This is a genomic window from Ornithinibacillus sp. 4-3, assembly GCF_040958695.1.
Classification (GTDB): Bacteria; Bacillota; Bacilli; order Bacillales; family Amphibacillaceae; genus CALAMD01.
Genome location: NZ_CP162599.1, coordinates 704,349 through 721,300 on the forward strand (window position 1 = coordinate 704,349; position 16,952 = coordinate 721,300).

19 protein-coding genes are annotated in these 16,952 nt (G+C 33.1%); 12 read left to right on the forward strand and 7 right to left on the reverse strand.

Going from position 1 to position 16,952, the window contains the following annotated elements; translation table 11 throughout:
• Window positions 1-412 precede the first annotated feature (412 nt).
• The 3 genes from AB4Y30_RS03525 to AB4Y30_RS03535 all read left to right on the forward strand — a co-directional run bounded on the left by AB4Y30_RS03525 (window position 413) and on the right by AB4Y30_RS03535 (window position 2,585).
• Window positions 413-979: a hypothetical protein gene (locus tag AB4Y30_RS03525; RefSeq protein ID WP_368654120.1), complete on the forward strand. Its 567-nt coding sequence runs from the start codon at window positions 413-415 to the stop codon at window positions 977-979.
• 121 nt (window positions 980-1,100) lie between these two features.
• Window positions 1,101-2,096: a hypothetical protein gene (locus tag AB4Y30_RS03530; RefSeq protein WP_368654121.1), complete on the forward strand. Its 996-nt coding sequence runs from the start codon at window positions 1,101-1,103 to the stop codon at window positions 2,094-2,096.
• A gap of 15 nt (window positions 2,097-2,111) precedes the next feature.
• Window positions 2,112-2,585, forward strand: a complete 474-nt coding sequence (locus tag AB4Y30_RS03535) for a hypothetical protein (protein ID WP_368654122.1) — start codon at window positions 2,112-2,114, stop codon at window positions 2,583-2,585.
• A gap of 446 nt (window positions 2,586-3,031) precedes the next feature.
• Here the strand turns inward: AB4Y30_RS03535 and istB are convergent, their stop codons facing one another.
• Together istB and istA are read right to left on the reverse strand one after the other, a co-directional pair.
• Window positions 3,032-3,751: an IS21-like element helper ATPase IstB gene (istB, locus tag AB4Y30_RS03540; RefSeq protein ID WP_003320558.1), complete on the reverse strand. Its 720-nt coding sequence runs from the start codon at window positions 3,749-3,751 to the stop codon at window positions 3,032-3,034.
• Window positions 3,748-5,247, reverse strand: a complete 1,500-nt coding sequence (gene istA / locus AB4Y30_RS03545) for an IS21 family transposase (protein WP_368652493.1) — start codon at window positions 5,245-5,247, stop codon at window positions 3,748-3,750. Before istA ends, istB begins: the two co-directional genes overlap by 4 nt.
• A gap of 178 nt (window positions 5,248-5,425) precedes the next feature.
• On the opposite strand from istA, the gene AB4Y30_RS03550 reads away from it, so the two are divergent.
• Window positions 5,426-5,599, forward strand: coding sequence for a hypothetical protein (locus AB4Y30_RS03550; protein WP_368654123.1), 174 nt, complete (start codon window positions 5,426-5,428; stop codon window positions 5,597-5,599).
• Between the two features lie 433 nt (window positions 5,600-6,032).
• On the opposite strand, the gene AB4Y30_RS03555 is transcribed toward AB4Y30_RS03550, so the two are convergent.
• Complete coding sequence (locus tag AB4Y30_RS03555; RefSeq protein ID WP_368654124.1) at window positions 6,033-6,755, reverse strand: cytochrome c biogenesis CcdA family protein; 723 nt, start codon at window positions 6,753-6,755, stop codon at window positions 6,033-6,035.
• A gap of 215 nt (window positions 6,756-6,970) precedes the next feature.
• Here AB4Y30_RS03555 and AB4Y30_RS03560 point away from each other — a divergent pair, with 215 nt between their 5' ends.
• Window positions 6,971-7,666: a hypothetical protein gene (locus AB4Y30_RS03560; protein ID WP_368654125.1), complete on the forward strand. Its 696-nt coding sequence runs from the start codon at window positions 6,971-6,973 to the stop codon at window positions 7,664-7,666.
• Between the two features lie 105 nt (window positions 7,667-7,771).
• Here the strand turns inward: AB4Y30_RS03560 and AB4Y30_RS03565 are convergent, their stop codons facing one another.
• Entirely contained in the window at window positions 7,772-8,308 is a 537-nt protein-coding gene (locus AB4Y30_RS03565) for a dihydrofolate reductase family protein (RefSeq protein WP_368654126.1), read from the reverse strand.
• Between the two features lie 106 nt (window positions 8,309-8,414).
• Between AB4Y30_RS03565 and AB4Y30_RS03570 the strand changes: the two genes are divergently transcribed.
• The 3 genes from AB4Y30_RS03570 (at window position 8,415) to AB4Y30_RS03580 (ending at window position 10,563) form a co-directional block, all read left to right on the forward strand.
• Window positions 8,415-9,377 carry a helix-turn-helix transcriptional regulator gene (locus AB4Y30_RS03570; protein ID WP_368654127.1) on the forward strand — a complete coding sequence of 321 codons (963 nt, stop codon included), beginning with the start codon at window positions 8,415-8,417 and terminating at the stop codon, window positions 9,375-9,377.
• Window positions 9,378-9,514: 137 nt separating this feature from the next.
• The gene (locus AB4Y30_RS03575) at window positions 9,515-9,937 is read left to right on the forward strand and encodes a VOC family protein (RefSeq protein WP_368654128.1); all 423 of its coding nucleotides are present in this window, start codon (window positions 9,515-9,517) and stop codon (window positions 9,935-9,937) included.
• Window positions 9,938-10,098: 161 nt separating this feature from the next.
• On the forward strand, window positions 10,099-10,563 hold the full coding sequence (locus tag AB4Y30_RS03580) for a VanZ family protein (RefSeq protein ID WP_368654129.1): 465 nt from the start codon (window positions 10,099-10,101) through the stop codon (window positions 10,561-10,563).
• A gap of 183 nt (window positions 10,564-10,746) precedes the next feature.
• Here the strand turns inward: AB4Y30_RS03580 and AB4Y30_RS03585 are convergent, their stop codons facing one another.
• Window positions 10,747-11,424: a DUF1129 family protein gene (locus AB4Y30_RS03585; protein ID WP_368654130.1), complete on the reverse strand. Its 678-nt coding sequence runs from the start codon at window positions 11,422-11,424 to the stop codon at window positions 10,747-10,749.
• A 2-nt stretch (window positions 11,425-11,426) separates the two neighbouring features.
• On the reverse strand, window positions 11,427-11,753 hold the full coding sequence (locus AB4Y30_RS03590) for a PadR family transcriptional regulator (RefSeq protein ID WP_368654131.1): 327 nt from the start codon (window positions 11,751-11,753) through the stop codon (window positions 11,427-11,429).
• Window positions 11,754-12,675: 922 nt separating this feature from the next.
• On the opposite strand from AB4Y30_RS03590, the gene AB4Y30_RS03595 reads away from it, so the two are divergent.
• Genes AB4Y30_RS03595 through AB4Y30_RS03610 form a run of 4 tightly spaced genes read left to right on the forward strand, consistent with a single transcriptional unit; the run spans window position 12,676 to window position 16,030 of the window.
• Complete coding sequence (locus AB4Y30_RS03595) at window positions 12,676-13,329, forward strand: ABC transporter permease (RefSeq protein ID WP_368654132.1); 654 nt, start codon at window positions 12,676-12,678, stop codon at window positions 13,327-13,329.
• 21 nt (window positions 13,330-13,350) lie between these two features.
• Entirely contained in the window at window positions 13,351-14,358 is a 1,008-nt protein-coding gene (locus tag AB4Y30_RS03600) for an ABC transporter ATP-binding protein (RefSeq protein ID WP_368654133.1), read from the forward strand.
• Entirely contained in the window at window positions 14,355-15,104 is a 750-nt protein-coding gene (locus AB4Y30_RS03605) for an ABC transporter permease (RefSeq protein ID WP_368654134.1), read from the forward strand. Before AB4Y30_RS03600 ends, AB4Y30_RS03605 begins: the two co-directional genes overlap by 4 nt.
• Before the next feature lie 17 nt (window positions 15,105-15,121).
• The gene (locus AB4Y30_RS03610; protein WP_368654135.1) at window positions 15,122-16,030 is read left to right on the forward strand and encodes a glycine betaine ABC transporter substrate-binding protein; all 909 of its coding nucleotides are present in this window, start codon (window positions 15,122-15,124) and stop codon (window positions 16,028-16,030) included.
• Window positions 16,031-16,188: 158 nt separating this feature from the next.
• On the opposite strand, the gene AB4Y30_RS03615 is transcribed toward AB4Y30_RS03610, so the two are convergent.
• On the reverse strand, window positions 16,189-16,821 hold the full coding sequence (locus AB4Y30_RS03615; RefSeq protein WP_368654136.1) for a DUF421 domain-containing protein: 633 nt from the start codon (window positions 16,819-16,821) through the stop codon (window positions 16,189-16,191).
• Window positions 16,822-16,952: the final 131 nt, after the last annotated feature.

Below are 16,952 nucleotides of genomic sequence, written 5' to 3' on the forward strand. Positions count from 1 at the left end.
TTGAAAATGATGAAAATAATACTAGTATAGTTTCATAAATACGTCTCTTGATTGAATTAGAGTAACAACAGTTAAAGTAGGTTATATATCTGGCGATGAACTCTAAACTTAGCACATTTTAGAATTTTAAAAATTTAGAAAATAAAAAATTTCATATAATTTTTCTTTTAATTTAGAGTAGGATAAACACTGCCTAAGTAGCTTGTTTTAGCATCTTTCACTTGAATTTAAATCTTAACTTAAACGATGAGATAGAATTTTAACACTATTACGAAAAAAGTATAAAATATTGATTATTTAAAATGGTGATGTTACACTCGGAAAACGCTTCGTAAAAAAGAGAGGGAGGTGTCGATTTAGGTAATAAAATAAGGAGTGAATTTTGTATAATATATTTAGGAGGAATTTACAAATGAAATTTAAGGTGTTTTTATTTACTGTTGTTATTTTAGCAAGTGTAATTAGTCCTAACACTAGTAGTGCAAGTGAAATTGATAATGAACATGAATCAGGACTTGAATTGACAGAAAACCATGAAATAGATATGGAGAAGGAGTTTGATGAAATAGAAGTATTATTTAATGAATTAGATGCACAAGCTGGACTTGATCCAGATCAAATCACACCTTTCAACTTCACACTTCCATTACCTGTATATTTTGCTAAAATTGTAGATTTAGCAGAAGGAGAAACACAAATGACTGTTAAGGCAAATACAATTGAAGGTAAGGGTACTACTAAAGGGTTAAAATTAACTACTGTAACTTCCGCAACTACCGCACTTAAAAATTTCACAACAGGAGCAGAAAAACACGGCGATAAAAAAACGGCAATTGCTAAGTTTACGAGCACTTCAACAACTTCAATGAACAGAGCTAGTGGATTGAACGATTATGCTAATGTAACTATTCATACTGCAACACATCAAGGGGTTTTGTATGATGCAAGAACTGCTAATAGAGCCGTAGATTTAAATTAGTAGATTTCTGGTACATAAAGATAATTAAAGGGAAAATATTATTTTAAATTATTAATTTTTATAGTTTAGGGTGTGTTTAAGCACTCTAAACTATATGTTTTATTTATTTGGAGGAAAGTAAATGCTGAATTTTCACAGATTTTTCATCTTTTTCATTTTTCTTTTAGTGATTGGATGTAATAGTGTTGATAAAGATATCATAAAAAATGAAATAACATTAGATGAAAATAATGAATTATTAATCCTACATAATAATTTTAAATATTTAGATTCTATAGACAGTGTTCTTGAGTCTAGCATAGATTATAATAGTGTCAAATCTTTCGAACCTATATCAGAACAATTGGAAGTATATGAAGGAGTTCAAGATGACTATCAGTATATAAAACTAGCAAAAGATGATTCATCTATAAAAGGAAAGATTACTATTGAAAATAAATCAGAAGATGATTTAGAATTGGAACATGTCTTTTTCCAGGGAGAAAATAAAGTAGACATAACTTTGCAAGATGATGTTACATATGAGAAAGTGATTACAATTACTCCAGCAAATCAAGTTACCGAATTAGAAGTTTCTTTAGAATACTTTGATGAAATGGAAAGTGAATTATCTTATTTTGCACAAGAAAAGACTACATCATCTAATGATTTAGAATTTAATAATTTGGAAAGGCTTCAACTAGTCCGATTTTTTGTGACCAAAGAAGAGCTAATTCCAGAGGAGCAGGTGTTAGATGAATATGAGTTAGAAATAAGAGAAGAAGATATTGAAACCTTAGATTTATTTCCTTACATAGAAATTATTGAAAATGTAAGTAATAATAATACTTTTATTAATTTAGAAGTAAACAAATTGGCTTATCCAGCTATAATGGATATTTTTATTTTAGATAATGATTATCAAGTCGTATATTCCTTTCTTTCAATTGAACTTGAAAAAGGAAAGTCAAAAGAAGTAGAACTCCCAAACGATGTTAGTGAATTAATAGAAAATAAAAAAATGTATGTTCTTTATTTTACTAATCGTTCTGAAGAGTTAATGTTAGATTTTCTTGCTGCCGATATTGGTCTTAGACCAATACCTACATCTTTTCAGAATATAAAAACTTTGAATTGAGGAATTGTATAATTTATGAAAAAAATTATTGGAATAATACTTTTTATACTCCCTATTACTTTTATTTTTTTTAGTGACAAAATTTTCATAGGAAATAAATCATTAAATAATGTATTTTTAATGATCGCAAGTATTCTTGTAGTTGGAACAGTCTATTTCATACTAGAAGCTATTTTTAAGAAAAACCCTAATTTCTTAGGAAAGGGTATTTGGAAAAATCCATTTAACTTAATTATCATAGGAACCTTTCTGTTATTTGCTTTGTCAATGACATTTTTACTACTGTTTAATACATATGATTTAAGTAAACATCCTAATTTAAATCGAAGCGTAACATTTCTTCTTGCTTATCCAACAGTCTTTGTATTGGAAGTCATGGTGATTGGCTTTTACAAAATATTATTGCCTAAAAATAGTGGTAAAGATTTGTTGGTAAAAAGTTCTTATACGATTTTACTGATCCTGCTTGCTTTACTATTATTTAATTAAAATTAACTCAAAAATAAGTAATCTCTATCAAATATTATGTATGTGAATTTTAGTCCATTACATATATAGTTATAGTGCTTTTTATGAATTCTCAAGAAAATTTCTATTTTTGAGGGAGAGCCAGTTATGATACTAGTATAGTTTCATAGACACATCTTAGTGCAGGACAGCAAGCGAAGTGTGGTAGCAAAAAAGAATGAATAAAACGTAACTCACTTGTGTCCAAAATATTGATGTAGATTCAATATGTCTCCTAATTGAATTAGAATAACAACAGTTATATCTAGCAAGTTGTAGATGATCTCTTAACTAAGCATACTTTTAACTTTTAAATACTAATGGAGTAAGAGAGAAGGGAAGTTGTTATCTAAAACAGAGAATTGTATTTGGCAATTAAAAAATGTACCAAATGGCATTTAAATATGCATGCCACTTGTCACTTCAAATTATTGATGCAATAAAGACTCTTTATAACGAAAACTATCTCCTTTAAAAACAAGTAAATGAGAATGGTGAATCAGGCGGTCAATGACAGCTTCTGTTAGAATCGGGTCGCCAAAAACATGATTCCATTGACCGAATTGAAGATTGGTTGTAATCACTATACTTCGGTTTTCATAACACATAGAAATCACTTGAAATAAAAGCTCTGCTCCTTCTTTGTTTAACGGAATATAGCCGAGCTCATCAAGTATTAAAAGGTCTAGCTTTTCGATTTGTTTCATCAGCTTTGGTAGAGTGTTTTTCTGGTTTGCTTCAATTAGTTTATTAACCAAGCCTGCCACTGTATAGAACTTTACCTGGCTGCCAAATCTATGTATGGCATTTAAGGATAGTAATGTTGCCAAATAAGTCTTTCCTGTACCGACACCACCGTATAAAATAAGGTTTTCCCTCTCCTTAATAAAGTCACCATTAATGACAGCTGTACGTTCAATTCCTTGTGGAATTTGTATATGTTCCCATTGGAAAGGAGTAGAACCTGTCTTCGGTAGCTGAGCTTGACTTAGTAATAAATTAACTTTTCTTTCTTCTCGATTTTGGACTTCCTTTTCAAAAAGCTTTAATAGGTACTCTTCATTTGTTTCTGCTTCTATTTGATTAAAATTCTCTCTAATCCAACTTAACTTTAGTCGCTTTGCGTAGGCTTGTATTTGCTCGTTCATTCACTCGTACCCCCTTGAAAGAAAGCATCGTAATGAGAAAGCCCACGAGTTGCGCTAGGTACTGTTGGAACATTAAGACGAGGAGTAATCGCCTCATAAGATGTACCTTGATTTAGTAGAGAATAGAAACAATGCTTGATTTGATCCGCACTAGGATGACCATGTGAAGAAGCTAACTCTAATGCCTCATTCAATAAAGTAAAATCATCATTTTTTAAGAGCGTAGCTAAAAGACGTAAAACTTCTTTCTGCTCTTCTTCTGTACAATCTCTTAAAAAGTTGGACCATTCAAGGGGAAATTGGTCATATAAACTAGAATATTTAATTGCCTTTGGACGTTTTGATAGTAAGTGTAAATATGGTTGCCAGTTCATCGACCTTCTTTTTACTCCATATAAACGAGAATGCTTTACAATAACCTGACGTTCTTCGTTCAATACAATAATAGAGTTATAGGTTACACAAATATTTATGCGCTGCTTGGCAAATCTAGGCGACGTTGAATATTCCTTGTTATCGATGTTTATAATCCCGTATTTATCTGCCTTCACTTCCTGATAACGCACACATTCAAACTTCTTCTCAGGAAGGATAAGCCATTCCTTTTTGTCTTCCTTATATAACTCTGATTGAAGCGTTTCTTTTAAGTAGTGTGGACGATTTCGGTCTTCCTCTGCGCATTGCCAAAGTGTTTCATTAAATTGGTCGAGATCCACTATGGTGCACTCGGGTAATAAGAAGTTATTTCGAACATATTTCACCATTGCTTCAACGTGTCCTTTTTCATTCCCCTTCCCAGGATTACAAAATTCGTAACTGAACCCATAGTGTAAGACAAAACGTTCAAATGTATCAGTGAGTTCACGTTCACCCTTACCTTTTATCTTTTTCACAGCGGGGGATAAGTTATCGAATCGTATCGTTGTCGGCACACCACCCATATAGTGAAACATACGTTGTAGACCCTCTAGTAAACACTCAGTGTTTTCCGAAGGAAATACCTGAAACAGGAATGAATTACTGTACGGAAATGACATCACTAAATACGGTAGGTCTATTATCTCTGATTCATATAAGAAGGGTGCTGTACCAAAATCAACTTGTGCTGTTCCTGGTATGGATTCAAGAGGTAATGAAGCTCCTTCTATATATTCTTTTAGCTCTTTCTTCCTTCTTGAAACATAGTCACGAACTGTACGTGCAGAACCTTCGAAGCTATGAAACTTAACTAACTGCTCGTACATTCTTTTGGCAGTTCTATGATTCTTCTTTTTCTTTTTTAAGTCTTCTCGAATCCACTTATCTAAAATAGGCTTCACTGGATCCATCACTCTAGAGCTTCTTTTCTGTGGTTTTTTTACTGGAAACTCTTCTTGATTCGCATACTTAGAAACTGTACGAGGATCCAGCTCCATCTTTCTTGCCACACTGGAATAAGTTCCACCTTTTTGATTCACTTCATGTCTGATATAATCAATTTGTGCCACTGCTAACATCTCCTAATAGCCTCCTGTTAAACGTTGTTGGTCCAACGAGGAGTTTAAAGTTATTTTGAGAAGTTGACAAGTGGCTTTTTTAATTTGTGTAGGGCCCTCCGGGCCCTACACAAATTAACTGCCATTCCCTACATATTTAGTTTGCCATAAACAGAATGGAATAAGGAGGAGAAAATGCATGGAGGTAATTTTGATAGTAATAGTTGGTGCATTGGTGCTAATTATGAGTATAGTTGTCTTATTTAGAAGTTTATTGTATAGAATAAAAGCTCCTAACGATAGACTAAATGATGAAATTGCAGAACTTAAAAAAAGAGTTAGTGACCTCGAAGTAACCATGAAGAAAAAATGATTTTTTAATGTAATATGGATTCTAGACAGAACAGGCCTGAAGGAACTTCTATTGATGGTTTAGTTATTAATAAAAAACATGATGATAAAAAACTTTTTTATTAGATGTTTAATTAAATCATTCACCATTTAACTTCATTATTTAATTCTACTAATTAATTAAATTTCCTTATCACTTTTAACAATGAAAAGAAAAAGCTAAATGTAAAGGGACTAACCACTTACTAAAGATTAGAGTTTAGCAGTAGTTTTTCGTAAAAGATAAAGGATGAACATAAAATGAAAATGGGTATTACTAATGATGCGAGCCTCTAGTAGTAGATTTTTAGTCTAATACTAGAGGCTCGCATTCTATTTTCAAAGAATCTACTTAATGGGACATTTTAAGCTGACTTTTCTATAAAAACTGATCATTTTCCTACCTTCAAAGTCCATTAAAATCCTTGGAAGTCTCCAAAAATAGGTGTTAATAATGAATTGATAATTGTAAGCTTATTAAAAAACAAGAGTATGCCCATTAAAATCATAATTACGCCACCAATTTTCATCAAGATTCCACTGTATTTTCTCAGCTTCGTAAATTTGGTAATAAAAAAAGCTAGTAATAGAAAGGGAACAGCAAATCCTAAAACGTAAGAAATCATATACCATAGGCCTTGTGAAGGATTTGTTCCAACAAGCGCTAGCGTAGCTGCCAATATAGGCCCCATACATGGGGTCCAACCTACTGCAAAAGCTAAACCGATAAACATGGTACCGAGATAGCCAGGTGGCTTGTTTTTAATATTTAGTTTATGTTCTTTCATTAAAAACTTTGGTTGAAAAAGGCCAAGCGTAACGAACCCAAAGAATATTATAAAAATAGCACCAATTTGTTGAATTAATCTACCATATTTATAGTACCATTCCTGTATAAAAGTTGTACTTTCAGTTGCTCCCAATCCAAGGATTAAATAGATGATTGAAAACCCCACTAAAAAGAAAATGGTATGAAGAATTGCTTTTCTTTGCTCTTTCAATTTACCATCTTGGATATCAGAAACGCTCATACCAGTAATATATGATAAAAAGGCTGGATATAACGGAAATACACAAGGTGAAACAAAAGATAATAAACCTGCGCCAAAGGCAAGTAAAATGGAAACATCTGTCAGCATTATTACACCGCCCATATTAACTAATAACCTTAGTATATATAAATAAAGATAAATTCATATAGATTTGTTTAAAAGTTCAGAGATTAGTTGGAAAATAGTCCTGCGCTTCTGATGCTAATATATATGAAAACGGCAATTCTTTTGATTAATTCAATTTACATATATTATTTCTCGTGTTACATTACACACAACAATCAGCGCAAGAGGGGACGAGTATGCTAAAAAAGGGAATTATTGTTGCGATATTGATGGTGGTTGCATTAGGTATAGGCATTTATAGTTTTTTTCATTTGAATAATCAAATTGTTAAAGCGGATCATGAAAAACAAAATGAATTAAAAGCCGAGGAAGCTAATGAACAAAAGAGTGAAGCTAGGAAAAAAGTAGAACAAATGACAGATGATGAACTTAAGAATTTATTAATTAAAGGTAAGAAAGGAAATAAGGGTGAGGTTGAAGTCACAAGGGAAGAAACTGAAATGTTGCGAGCTGTTAGAGTAGAGGAATATTATGATTTATTCGGTATGACAGAGGATGAAATTTTAGGTCATATTAATAGCCAACATCAATATCTTGATGAAATGATATTGCTTCTACATAGAGGAGAGATAGAGCATACTGAGGAATTCCATTTTTGGGGTAGATTCGGATTTGAATGGATAAAAGAAAACTATAATTTTGAAAATGAATACTACAACAAATCAATAAATGAAGTATTAAATTTAATGGAAGAATATGCCCAAACTAAAAATAGAGATGCATTATTCTCATTGAAGTTTATCCTTTATGAATTAAATCAAGAATTTAATCCTGAATCTATAGCAACGAATAGAGCGAATGAACTAACATTATTTAATGCCGTTAGAATATGGAATGGAAAAGATCCTTTAGAATATAGAGTATTGAAATAAGTAGAGTGGAAAACATTCTCTTTCTATTTAATTTCAAATTTAATGGATTATTTTTAAGAAAAACAGCTCTAATAAGGAGAGCTGTTAATTCTTTAGCTAGATCATTCACCTTTTAACTTCATAATGTAATTCTACAAATTGATTAAATTGCTTTATTCCTTTTAACAATAATTCCAAGTGATAATCTCCATCTTCAAACAACGGAATTCCTTTTCCAATTAGTGTTGGGGCAACGGTTATGATGATCTCATCAACAACATTCTCTTTTAAGAAGGAATATAGCAATTTCCCTCCGCCTACTAACCAAATATTTTTGCCTTCTTGTTTCTTTAATTCGTTTACAAAGTCTGGAATATTGGGGTTAATAAATTTTACCTGTTCTGTATCAGCTACCGAAGACCTTGTAAATACATAACAATTTTTATCAGAATACAGCCAGCTATTGTCACCCTCATGTTTTATAATCCAATCGTAAGTTGTTTTCCCCATTAAAACGGTATCAATCGTGTCAAAAAACTCAGAAGTGCCATTATCCCCGTCTCCCTCTACTTTAAACAACCATTCAAGTGACTCCTCTTTTGTGGCAATATATCCGTCTAAACTTGATGCAATGAATAATACTACCTTCCGATTTTGGTTCATGATCATTCTCCTTTCCTTAGCTCTAAAATAAGTATAAGGTTAAAACACGACATCTTTTGTCATATAAATAGAATTAATTAATATTTTTACTGAAGGGATGTATTTTATGAGAGCAGATAGATTAATGAGTATTATGATCTTGTTGCAGAACAGAGGGAAAATGACGGCAAAAGAATTAGCTAATGAACTTGAGGTATCGGATAGAACTATCCTTAGAGATATGGATGCATTAACGAATGCTGGGATTCCAATTGTTTCTCAACGTGGTAAAGAGGGAGGCTGGAATCTATTAGATAATTTTCGGAGTAAATTAAGTGGATTAAACATAGATGACATGAAATCTTTATTTCTTTTCCCCTCTGAAGAATTACTCGAGGATTTAGGGTTAAATAACCAGTTACTTGATACAAGACAAAAGCTACTTGCAGCTATTCCAGATACTTATCGAGGCGAGGCACAGGCAATATGGGAGAGAATTCATATAGATTCAGGTACGTGGAGACAATCCAAAGAAAAAAAGGATGCTCTTCATATCGTGCAACAAGCGGTTTGGAATAATAAGAAGCTGAGAATTCACTATGAGCAGGCAGATGGGGAGCAAAAGGAAAGGTTGATTGAACCATTAGGATTAGTGGCAAAAGGGAATAAATGGTATCTTGTTGCTGTAAGAAATGGAGAACTACGAAATTATAGGGTGTCACGTATACACAAGGCAAAAGTTGAAAAGGAAACTTTTAATAGACCGGTTCATTTCAATTTGGCGAAATACTGGGAACAATCTAAAGAGAGGTTTGTACAAAATCTCCCGAAATATGATGTACAAGTAGAAATACATCCAAAAATTATTAAAAGAATTACTTTTACAGGTAAGTTTGTTCAAGTTATCCAAACAGAAAATCTAAATGGGGACAAATGGATACCGGCAACGCTTAGATTTAATGATAAGCAAGAGGCGATAGAATTTATATTGGGATTCGCAAACAAAATAAAAATCATTTCACCAGAAGATCTCCCAGATAAAGTTGTTTTGTTAGCTATGTCTGTTATTGATTTTTATAATAATAAATAATGCATATTTATTTGATGGGGGTCTGGTATCGTGTCTTTTAAAAATCAGGTGCACTTTTGAATATCTCAAAGGTTCTATTGGTTTCACCTAAAGGCTATCATTTTCTTGTTACATAAATTTAGGAGGTATGACATTTTATGAAACCACGAATTACAGTAATTACGTTGGGTGTAGATGAATTGGAAAGGTCTTTAAAATTTTATCGAGACGGAATGGGGCTTCCAACAGAAGGTATAGTTGGCAAAGAATTTGAGTATGGTGCTGTTGCCTTTTTCGACTTACTATCAGGGATAAAACTTGCTATTTTTGAGCGGAAAAATATTGCACATGATGCTCAAATTAATCAGACCGCCTCCAGTCCTACGGAATTTACTATTGGTCATAATGTAGAAACTAAAGAAGAAGTTGACAAAGTAATGGAGCAGGCACGGAAGGCCAAGGCTATTATAACAGTTGAAGCTCATGACAATTTTTGGGGTGGTTACTCTGGTTATTTTCAAGACCCTGATGGTCATTTATGGGAAGTAGTATGGAATCCACATATAGCAATCAACGAATAAATTTAAATTACTTTTCTTAATTGAACGCAATCCTGTCATATTGAGGCTTGCGTTTTGCTGATATTAACCTTTTATCAGATTTTTGAACATGTGATAAAATAATAGATTGAAACTATATAAATTTCGAAAAGTAGTATATACATATTGAAGGGGATAGATAGATGTACAAAATACTCTCCTGGATTGCTGTTGTTTTATGGATGGCACTTATTTTTTATTTATCACACCAGCCTGCTACAATTTCCAATGAACTCAGTTCAGGAATTACAGAAATGATTGTAAATGCCTTGGAAAAACTTGCTTCTTCATTCCAATTCGACATTGGAGATCTGCATCATATCGTTAGAAAAAATGCACACTTTTTTGCTTATTTAACACTGGGCATTCTTGTCTTGAATAGCTTAAGAAGAAGTGGTATATATGGCATGCAAAGTGCAGGTATTGCATTCTTGATTTGTGTTCTGTATGCCATAACAGATGAAGTACATCAATTGTTTATCACGGGAAGATCTGGAGAAGTAACAGATGTCTTGATTGATAGTGCTGGTGCGGGCATGGGAATTATTGTTTATTTAATTATTTCTAGGCTTATAGGATGGTACAGAAATAGACGAACTGTTGATTAAGAGTTTGAAGGAATAGACTCTCTGTCAAAATATAGCCAGTGAAAAAAGAAGGGCGATCGCCCTTCTTTTTAACAATTGAATGCCTCTACTAACTTTTTAATAACATCTAAAGTTTCTTCCCAGTTTTTATCCGAGTGTTCATAAGAAGACGCTTCGTCCGAAATGTCATCCGTAAAAATTTGGCTAGGCATTTCTGCTTTTCTTTTTCACGATAAAATGTAATAACCATAGGATAGCTCCCAAAAGTAAAGATAACCACCAATCAAAGCTAAAAGACGGTCCGATTTCAGGAGTGAATCTTGCTACCGCAAGCACAATAGCCATACTTACTGCAGCAACTAATCCTACCTTGAGCATGTTTGTTTTAAGACTAATTTTTTCATTAAATAGAGATTTCTTTGTTACCTTCAACATATACCAGATATTACCAATAACAAAGATCCCAATGGCCAATGAAACCACTGATACTCCAAGTAAGTTAATTTCATTATTTACTTCAGTGAATTGAGAGAATACAAGTAAGATAATACCTCGAATAATAAGTACCCAACTAATGATATTCACTATGACTCCACCAACAAACTGAAAAATATTTCTTTTATCCTCTTTAGGTAATTGTTCAATGATTTCATCTGTATAGGAAAGGGGATCGTCTCCAAATATATCCTTCGCTGTTTTACCTTCTTTTTGCCCATCAATCAAATGATCAAGCATTTCCATCAACACTTCTTCTGTTTGCTGTTCAGATAATGTGAAGTGTAATCGAATATAAACAAGTAAATCATCATAATATTTCTCGTTTTCCTTTGTTAATAATTTTCTTTTTTTATTGTTTTCTTCTATTAATTGTTTTGCATTCAATTTTAGAACCTCCTTTTTAATAATTCATTGACAGGGGATGATATTTGTTGCCATTCTTCAATAATCGATTGTAATGCCTGCTTTCCAGCATCCGTTAAAAAATAATATTTGCGATTTGGTCCTGAATCCGAGGGCCTCATTTCTCCACGAATGAAGCCATTTTTCTGGAGTCTTAATAGCACTGGATAAATCGTTCCTTCGCTTACATCATTGAGACCAGTTTCTTGAAGTTTTTTCGATAGTTCATATCCATAAGCAGGGCCTTTTTCGATAACTGCCAATACACAACCATCAAGAATTCCCTTTAATAGCTGACTTCTTGTTGACATAAACGTCCTCCCCTCGTTATCTAACTTGTTATACATGGTAGTGAAGTAAAAAAATAACTACTTGACTATACAAGGTAGCGAATGAATAAAACACTACTTTGCATAACAAAGTAGCTAAACTTAGTTTATACTTTTTTTGGGTGCCATGTCAAATACAAAATCGTGTAATCAGGATTTTTTAATTTTAAAAGATTAATTTTTTGCTTCTCCTTTTGCAACTATTTTTACAGTTGTGAAGGAGAAGAACCGTATGATAACTAGGCCGAAGGAATATTTTCTAAACATTAAATTGTTAAATATGATTCAGGGCTGACAATTAAAGCTATACGAAAAACATGAAATATTAAAATCAAAGCTTATGTTTTCATTATAAATGTTAGGGTATATAAATAAATAGCATTTCTCCATCCCAATTTTTATCTACCAATAATGTATTAACCATTATTAAGGGTATGAAAAAATCAATTTCTATTTTTCATAACGATATGTAAATCAAAAATAAAATCGAATAACAACAATCTCTAACAAGTTTTTAATTTTGTTTAAGGATATATATGCTAAAGTGTGGGAAAATTCCGACATTATCTGTAGTAGCTTCAAAGTTTAGTGCAAGTCATCCATCACGTTTCTTTCCAATTTACTTTTTCGTATCTATATGAGGTTTGAGGTAGACAAAGTAGCATAGAATACCTCGTTTTAAACTTTCCGCATTTATATATCAAATAAAATATCATTCATATCGTAAACAAACCCCTTAAATATTTGTTGCATGGTTGATACATTTATTTATCATTTCTCTATAGCTTTAAAATGGAGTAATTTTATGGATTTAATAGGGATTAATTAAAGATGAGAAATTTTAAAAACATGAAGAGTGATTCAATTTATCATTGATCATTGCTGAAAAAAGGAGGGCGTTTAAATGAATGAATATTTAGAATATGTAAGTATTAATGCTTCCTATATATGGGGGCTTACTATTCAACATATTGAACTCGTAGGAATAGCAATTATTATTGCGGTGATTATTGGTGTTTCTATAGGTATTTACTTAACAACTAATGAGGATTTAGCCGAAACTGTTTTAGCTGTGGCTTCCATCATGCTAACCATTCCAAGTATTGCTTTGTTTGGGATAATGATTCCTATCTTTTCATTAATCAATCAAGGGATTGGGTTTGTGCCATCATTAGTCGCGCTTGTATTGTATTCGCAGCTTCCTATTATTCGTAATACATATTCAGCGATTAAAAATGTAGATCCAGCTGTGATAGATGCAGCTAATGGTGTAGGAATGAAGCGAGGACAAAGATTGTTCCGTGTTGAAATTCCAAATGCATTACCTGTCATTATGGCTGGAATACGCACAGCAGTAGTAATGAATATAGGAATAAGTGTTATTGCTGCGTTTATTGGTGCTGGCGGACTTGGTACTTTGATTGTACAAGGAATCACGCGAACTGATATGTATTCCATTGTTACAGGTGCGCTAGTGGTATCTCTACTCGCAATTGTTGCAGATACCATGCTACTCTTCGTCCAGAAGTGGATGACACCAAGAGGATTAGCAAAATAATATTGTGAAAAGGGTGAGTGTATGATTTCATTTAAAAATGTATCTAAAACATATACAGGAAGTGAAAAAGCTGTAAATGATGTGAGCTTTGAAGTAGAAAAAGGTGAAATTATTATTCTTCTTGGACCATCAGGCTGTGGGAAAACGACATTGCTCCGCATGGTGAACCGTTTGGAGACCATCAGTGAAGGGGAGATTTTCATTAATGGAGAAAATGTAAACGATTTAAATGAAATTGAACTTCGACGAAAAATTGGATATGTGATCCAAAGCAACGGTCTTTTTCCAAATATGACTATTGAAGAAAATGTAACCATTGTTCCAGATCTATTGGGATGGGATAAAGAGAAAAAGCGGGAGCGCTATAAAGAATTGATGCAGTTAATTGGTTTAGATCCAAAGGAATATAGAAAACGTTCTCCTTATGAGTTGTCGGGAGGTCAGCAGCAAAGAATTGGTGTTATTAGGGCTCTTGCCGCAAATCCACCGGTTATGCTGATGGATGAACCATTTGGGGCACTAGATCCGTTGATTCGTGAAAAAATACAAGATGAATTTTTACAAATCCAGCGTGAAGTGAACAAGACTGTTCTATTTGTTAGCCATGATATTGATGAGGCAATTAAAATGGCGGATAAAATTGTGCTTATGCGTAATGGGGAGATTATGCAATTTGGAACTCCTACAGAAATATTGATACGTCCAAAAAATAATTATGTCTCACAATTTATAGGGAGAGATCGAGCAATTAAACATCTTAGTTTGCGAACAATAGCTCAATTAAACGAAGAAATTGAACTTATAGACATCGATCAATCCATTGTTGATTCTAAAAAAGTAAGTATTCATGAAAATTTAAAGGATACACTTGTAACGTTATTGAATCAGGAAGCAGACCAGCTGATTGTGCATGATGATAACGATCAAATACAAGGTGCTATTACCATTGACCAAATTCAAAGATATTTGCATTTGGAAATGCGCCAGAAGTCATCTCAGTTTGCTGAAAAAGAGAAGGTGATGGAGTGAGTCGTAAAAAACTTATCACTTATATCGTACGCATTTTATTGTATGTTTTGGCTTTTGGTTTCTTTATTTACGCAGCTATTAATGGGTTTTTCTCACCAATTTATAAGGAGCCTAATACATTCTTCGTATTGGTAAGAGAACATCTTAATCTTGTCATGCTTTCTTCTTTTTTAGCTGTTGTTATTGCCTTACCTTTAGCAGTACTATTTACACGTGCGCGTTTTCGAAAATACGAATGGATTGTTTCGAACATTGCTAACGTGGCACAAACGCTTCCGAGCTTAGCAATTTTAGCACTTACGATTGGGATTTTAGGAATAGGCTTTGTGCCAGCAGTATTTGCTTTATTTATTTACTCGGTTCTTCCTATTTTTCGTAACGCAGTAGCAGGATTTAATTCCATAGATCCTAATCTCATTGATGCAGGAAAAGGTATGGGAATGAAAGCGAGCCAGATTTTTTGGAGAGTGGAGGTTCCAAATGCGGCGTACGCGATTATTGATGGTCTCAGGACTGCGATTATTTTAAATGTTGGAACAGCTGCTTTTGCTTACTATATCGGAGGCGGGGGTCTAGGTGTCTGGATAATGACAGGTATTCAGCTTGTTGATCATGCTTATCTTATTTCAGGAGCAATCTCTGTTACACTAATGGCTATTGGATTTGACTACTTATTAAGAGGAATAGGTTACATTGTTACCCCAAAATCGAATAGACAAATAACTAATTCAGCCACAACGACATAAAAGGAGGATGGTGAATAATGATTATCATGAAACGTTCCTTCATACTTGTTTTTCTCTTCATTTTTTTAAGTGGATGTTCGGTTTTAGGTGGTGGGAGTAAGTCGATAACCATCGGTGGAAAGAACTTTACCGAGCAGTACATACTTACACAAATGACGTATTATTTACTTGAAGAGGAAGGCTTTCAAGTAAGGATGATGGAAAATTTGGGTTCTACACTTCTTCGTGTAGCTCTTGAAAATGGTCAGGTTACTCTTGCTTGGGATTATACTGGAACCATTTTGGTGAGTCATTTAGGGCAGGAACCGATTTCAGACCCAGATGAAGCTTTTGAAGAATTAAAACGAATCGATAAAGCAAATGGGATTGATTGGGTAAACCCTTCAGGTGTGAATAATACATTTGCATTTGTTATGACACAAGAGCAAGCAGAAGAACTTGAGATAGAAACAATGTCTGATTTGGCAGACTATATAAATGAAAATCCAAATGAATTAACGCTGGGAACAGATGCTCAGTTTACCAATAGACCAGAAGATGGTCTGCCTGGTGTTGAAGAAGAATATGGATTTTCTTTTGGAGTAGAGAATACTGTTCTAATGGAGCCTGGCCTAGTCTATGGGGCATTACAAAACGGGGACTTGGATGTAGCAGTAGCATATGAAACAAATTCTCAAATTGAAGGATATGATTTGTTTTTATTAGAAGATGATAAAAGCTTTTTCCCTCCTTATCATGCAGCGCTTGCTATAGATGAGGAATTATTTGAACAATATCCGGAAATTGAGACCATTCTTGCACCTCTTGCAGAAAGTCTTGATAGTGAAGTGATGCGTAAGCTTAATTATCAGGTTGACTTTGAAAGACAAAGTGTCGCTTTGGTTGCACATAATTATTTAGTGGAAAATGGTTTCTTGGAGGAATAGAAGGGGGTTAGATATAAAGGCTTTCCAATTTTAAATATAAACTTTAGTGACTTTATATCAGAGAATTAGATTATTTACAAACATTGACTTGCTGCAAGTACAAAAAAATTTCCTGCCAAATTTTATTTTAGCAGGAAATTTTTTAGTGGTATTTTAAATTATTTCTCTTTTTCTTCAATGTATAGCTCTCCGTTCGTGTAACTACAAACAAAAATAGATGAAAAATCTGTGTATCCCTTCGACTTTAACTGTTTGTCTAGCCATTCTTCAGTTAAACCCATAATCTGAACCTGTTCTTTCTGAATAACCCCATCAAGTATTAGAGGTAAACTAAAAGTGGATTGATCTTCGAAAACCGTTAATTCTCCTGAAGGTTCAATCAATGCAAAATGGACTTTTGAAATATCAGCAATGCCCTTATCTCTAAGTTGAGTATATAAGTCATCTAGAGTATAACCGATATTTTTCATTTTATATTGGTTACATCGCCCATTTTCAATGATTGTAGTAGGTCTTCCATCGATGATATCCCTTGTTTTTTGAATTTTTAAGGTGATAAATGAAAGAACATATTGAATAAGAAATAACGTTAAGATCGGTGCCAGCCCTCTTATAATAGAAATTTCAGGATCTTCTATCGCAATGACTGCTAAGTCGGCAATCATTAATGTTATCCCGATTTCCAAAACACTGATCTCTCCAAGCTCTTTCTTTCCAGTTAATCTAAAAAAGAGGAGGATGACGAAAAACATTAGTAGTGTTCGAAATAAAATAACAGTCAATTCATCCATAAATAGAGCTCCTCCTTTTATACTGATTGAAGGGATTATCATTAATGTGCGTTTTCCCTTGATTTTTATACTGGATAAGTGTTTTTTTTGATTAATCAATACGTTTTATATAATGTAGAAAGTTATTAGGA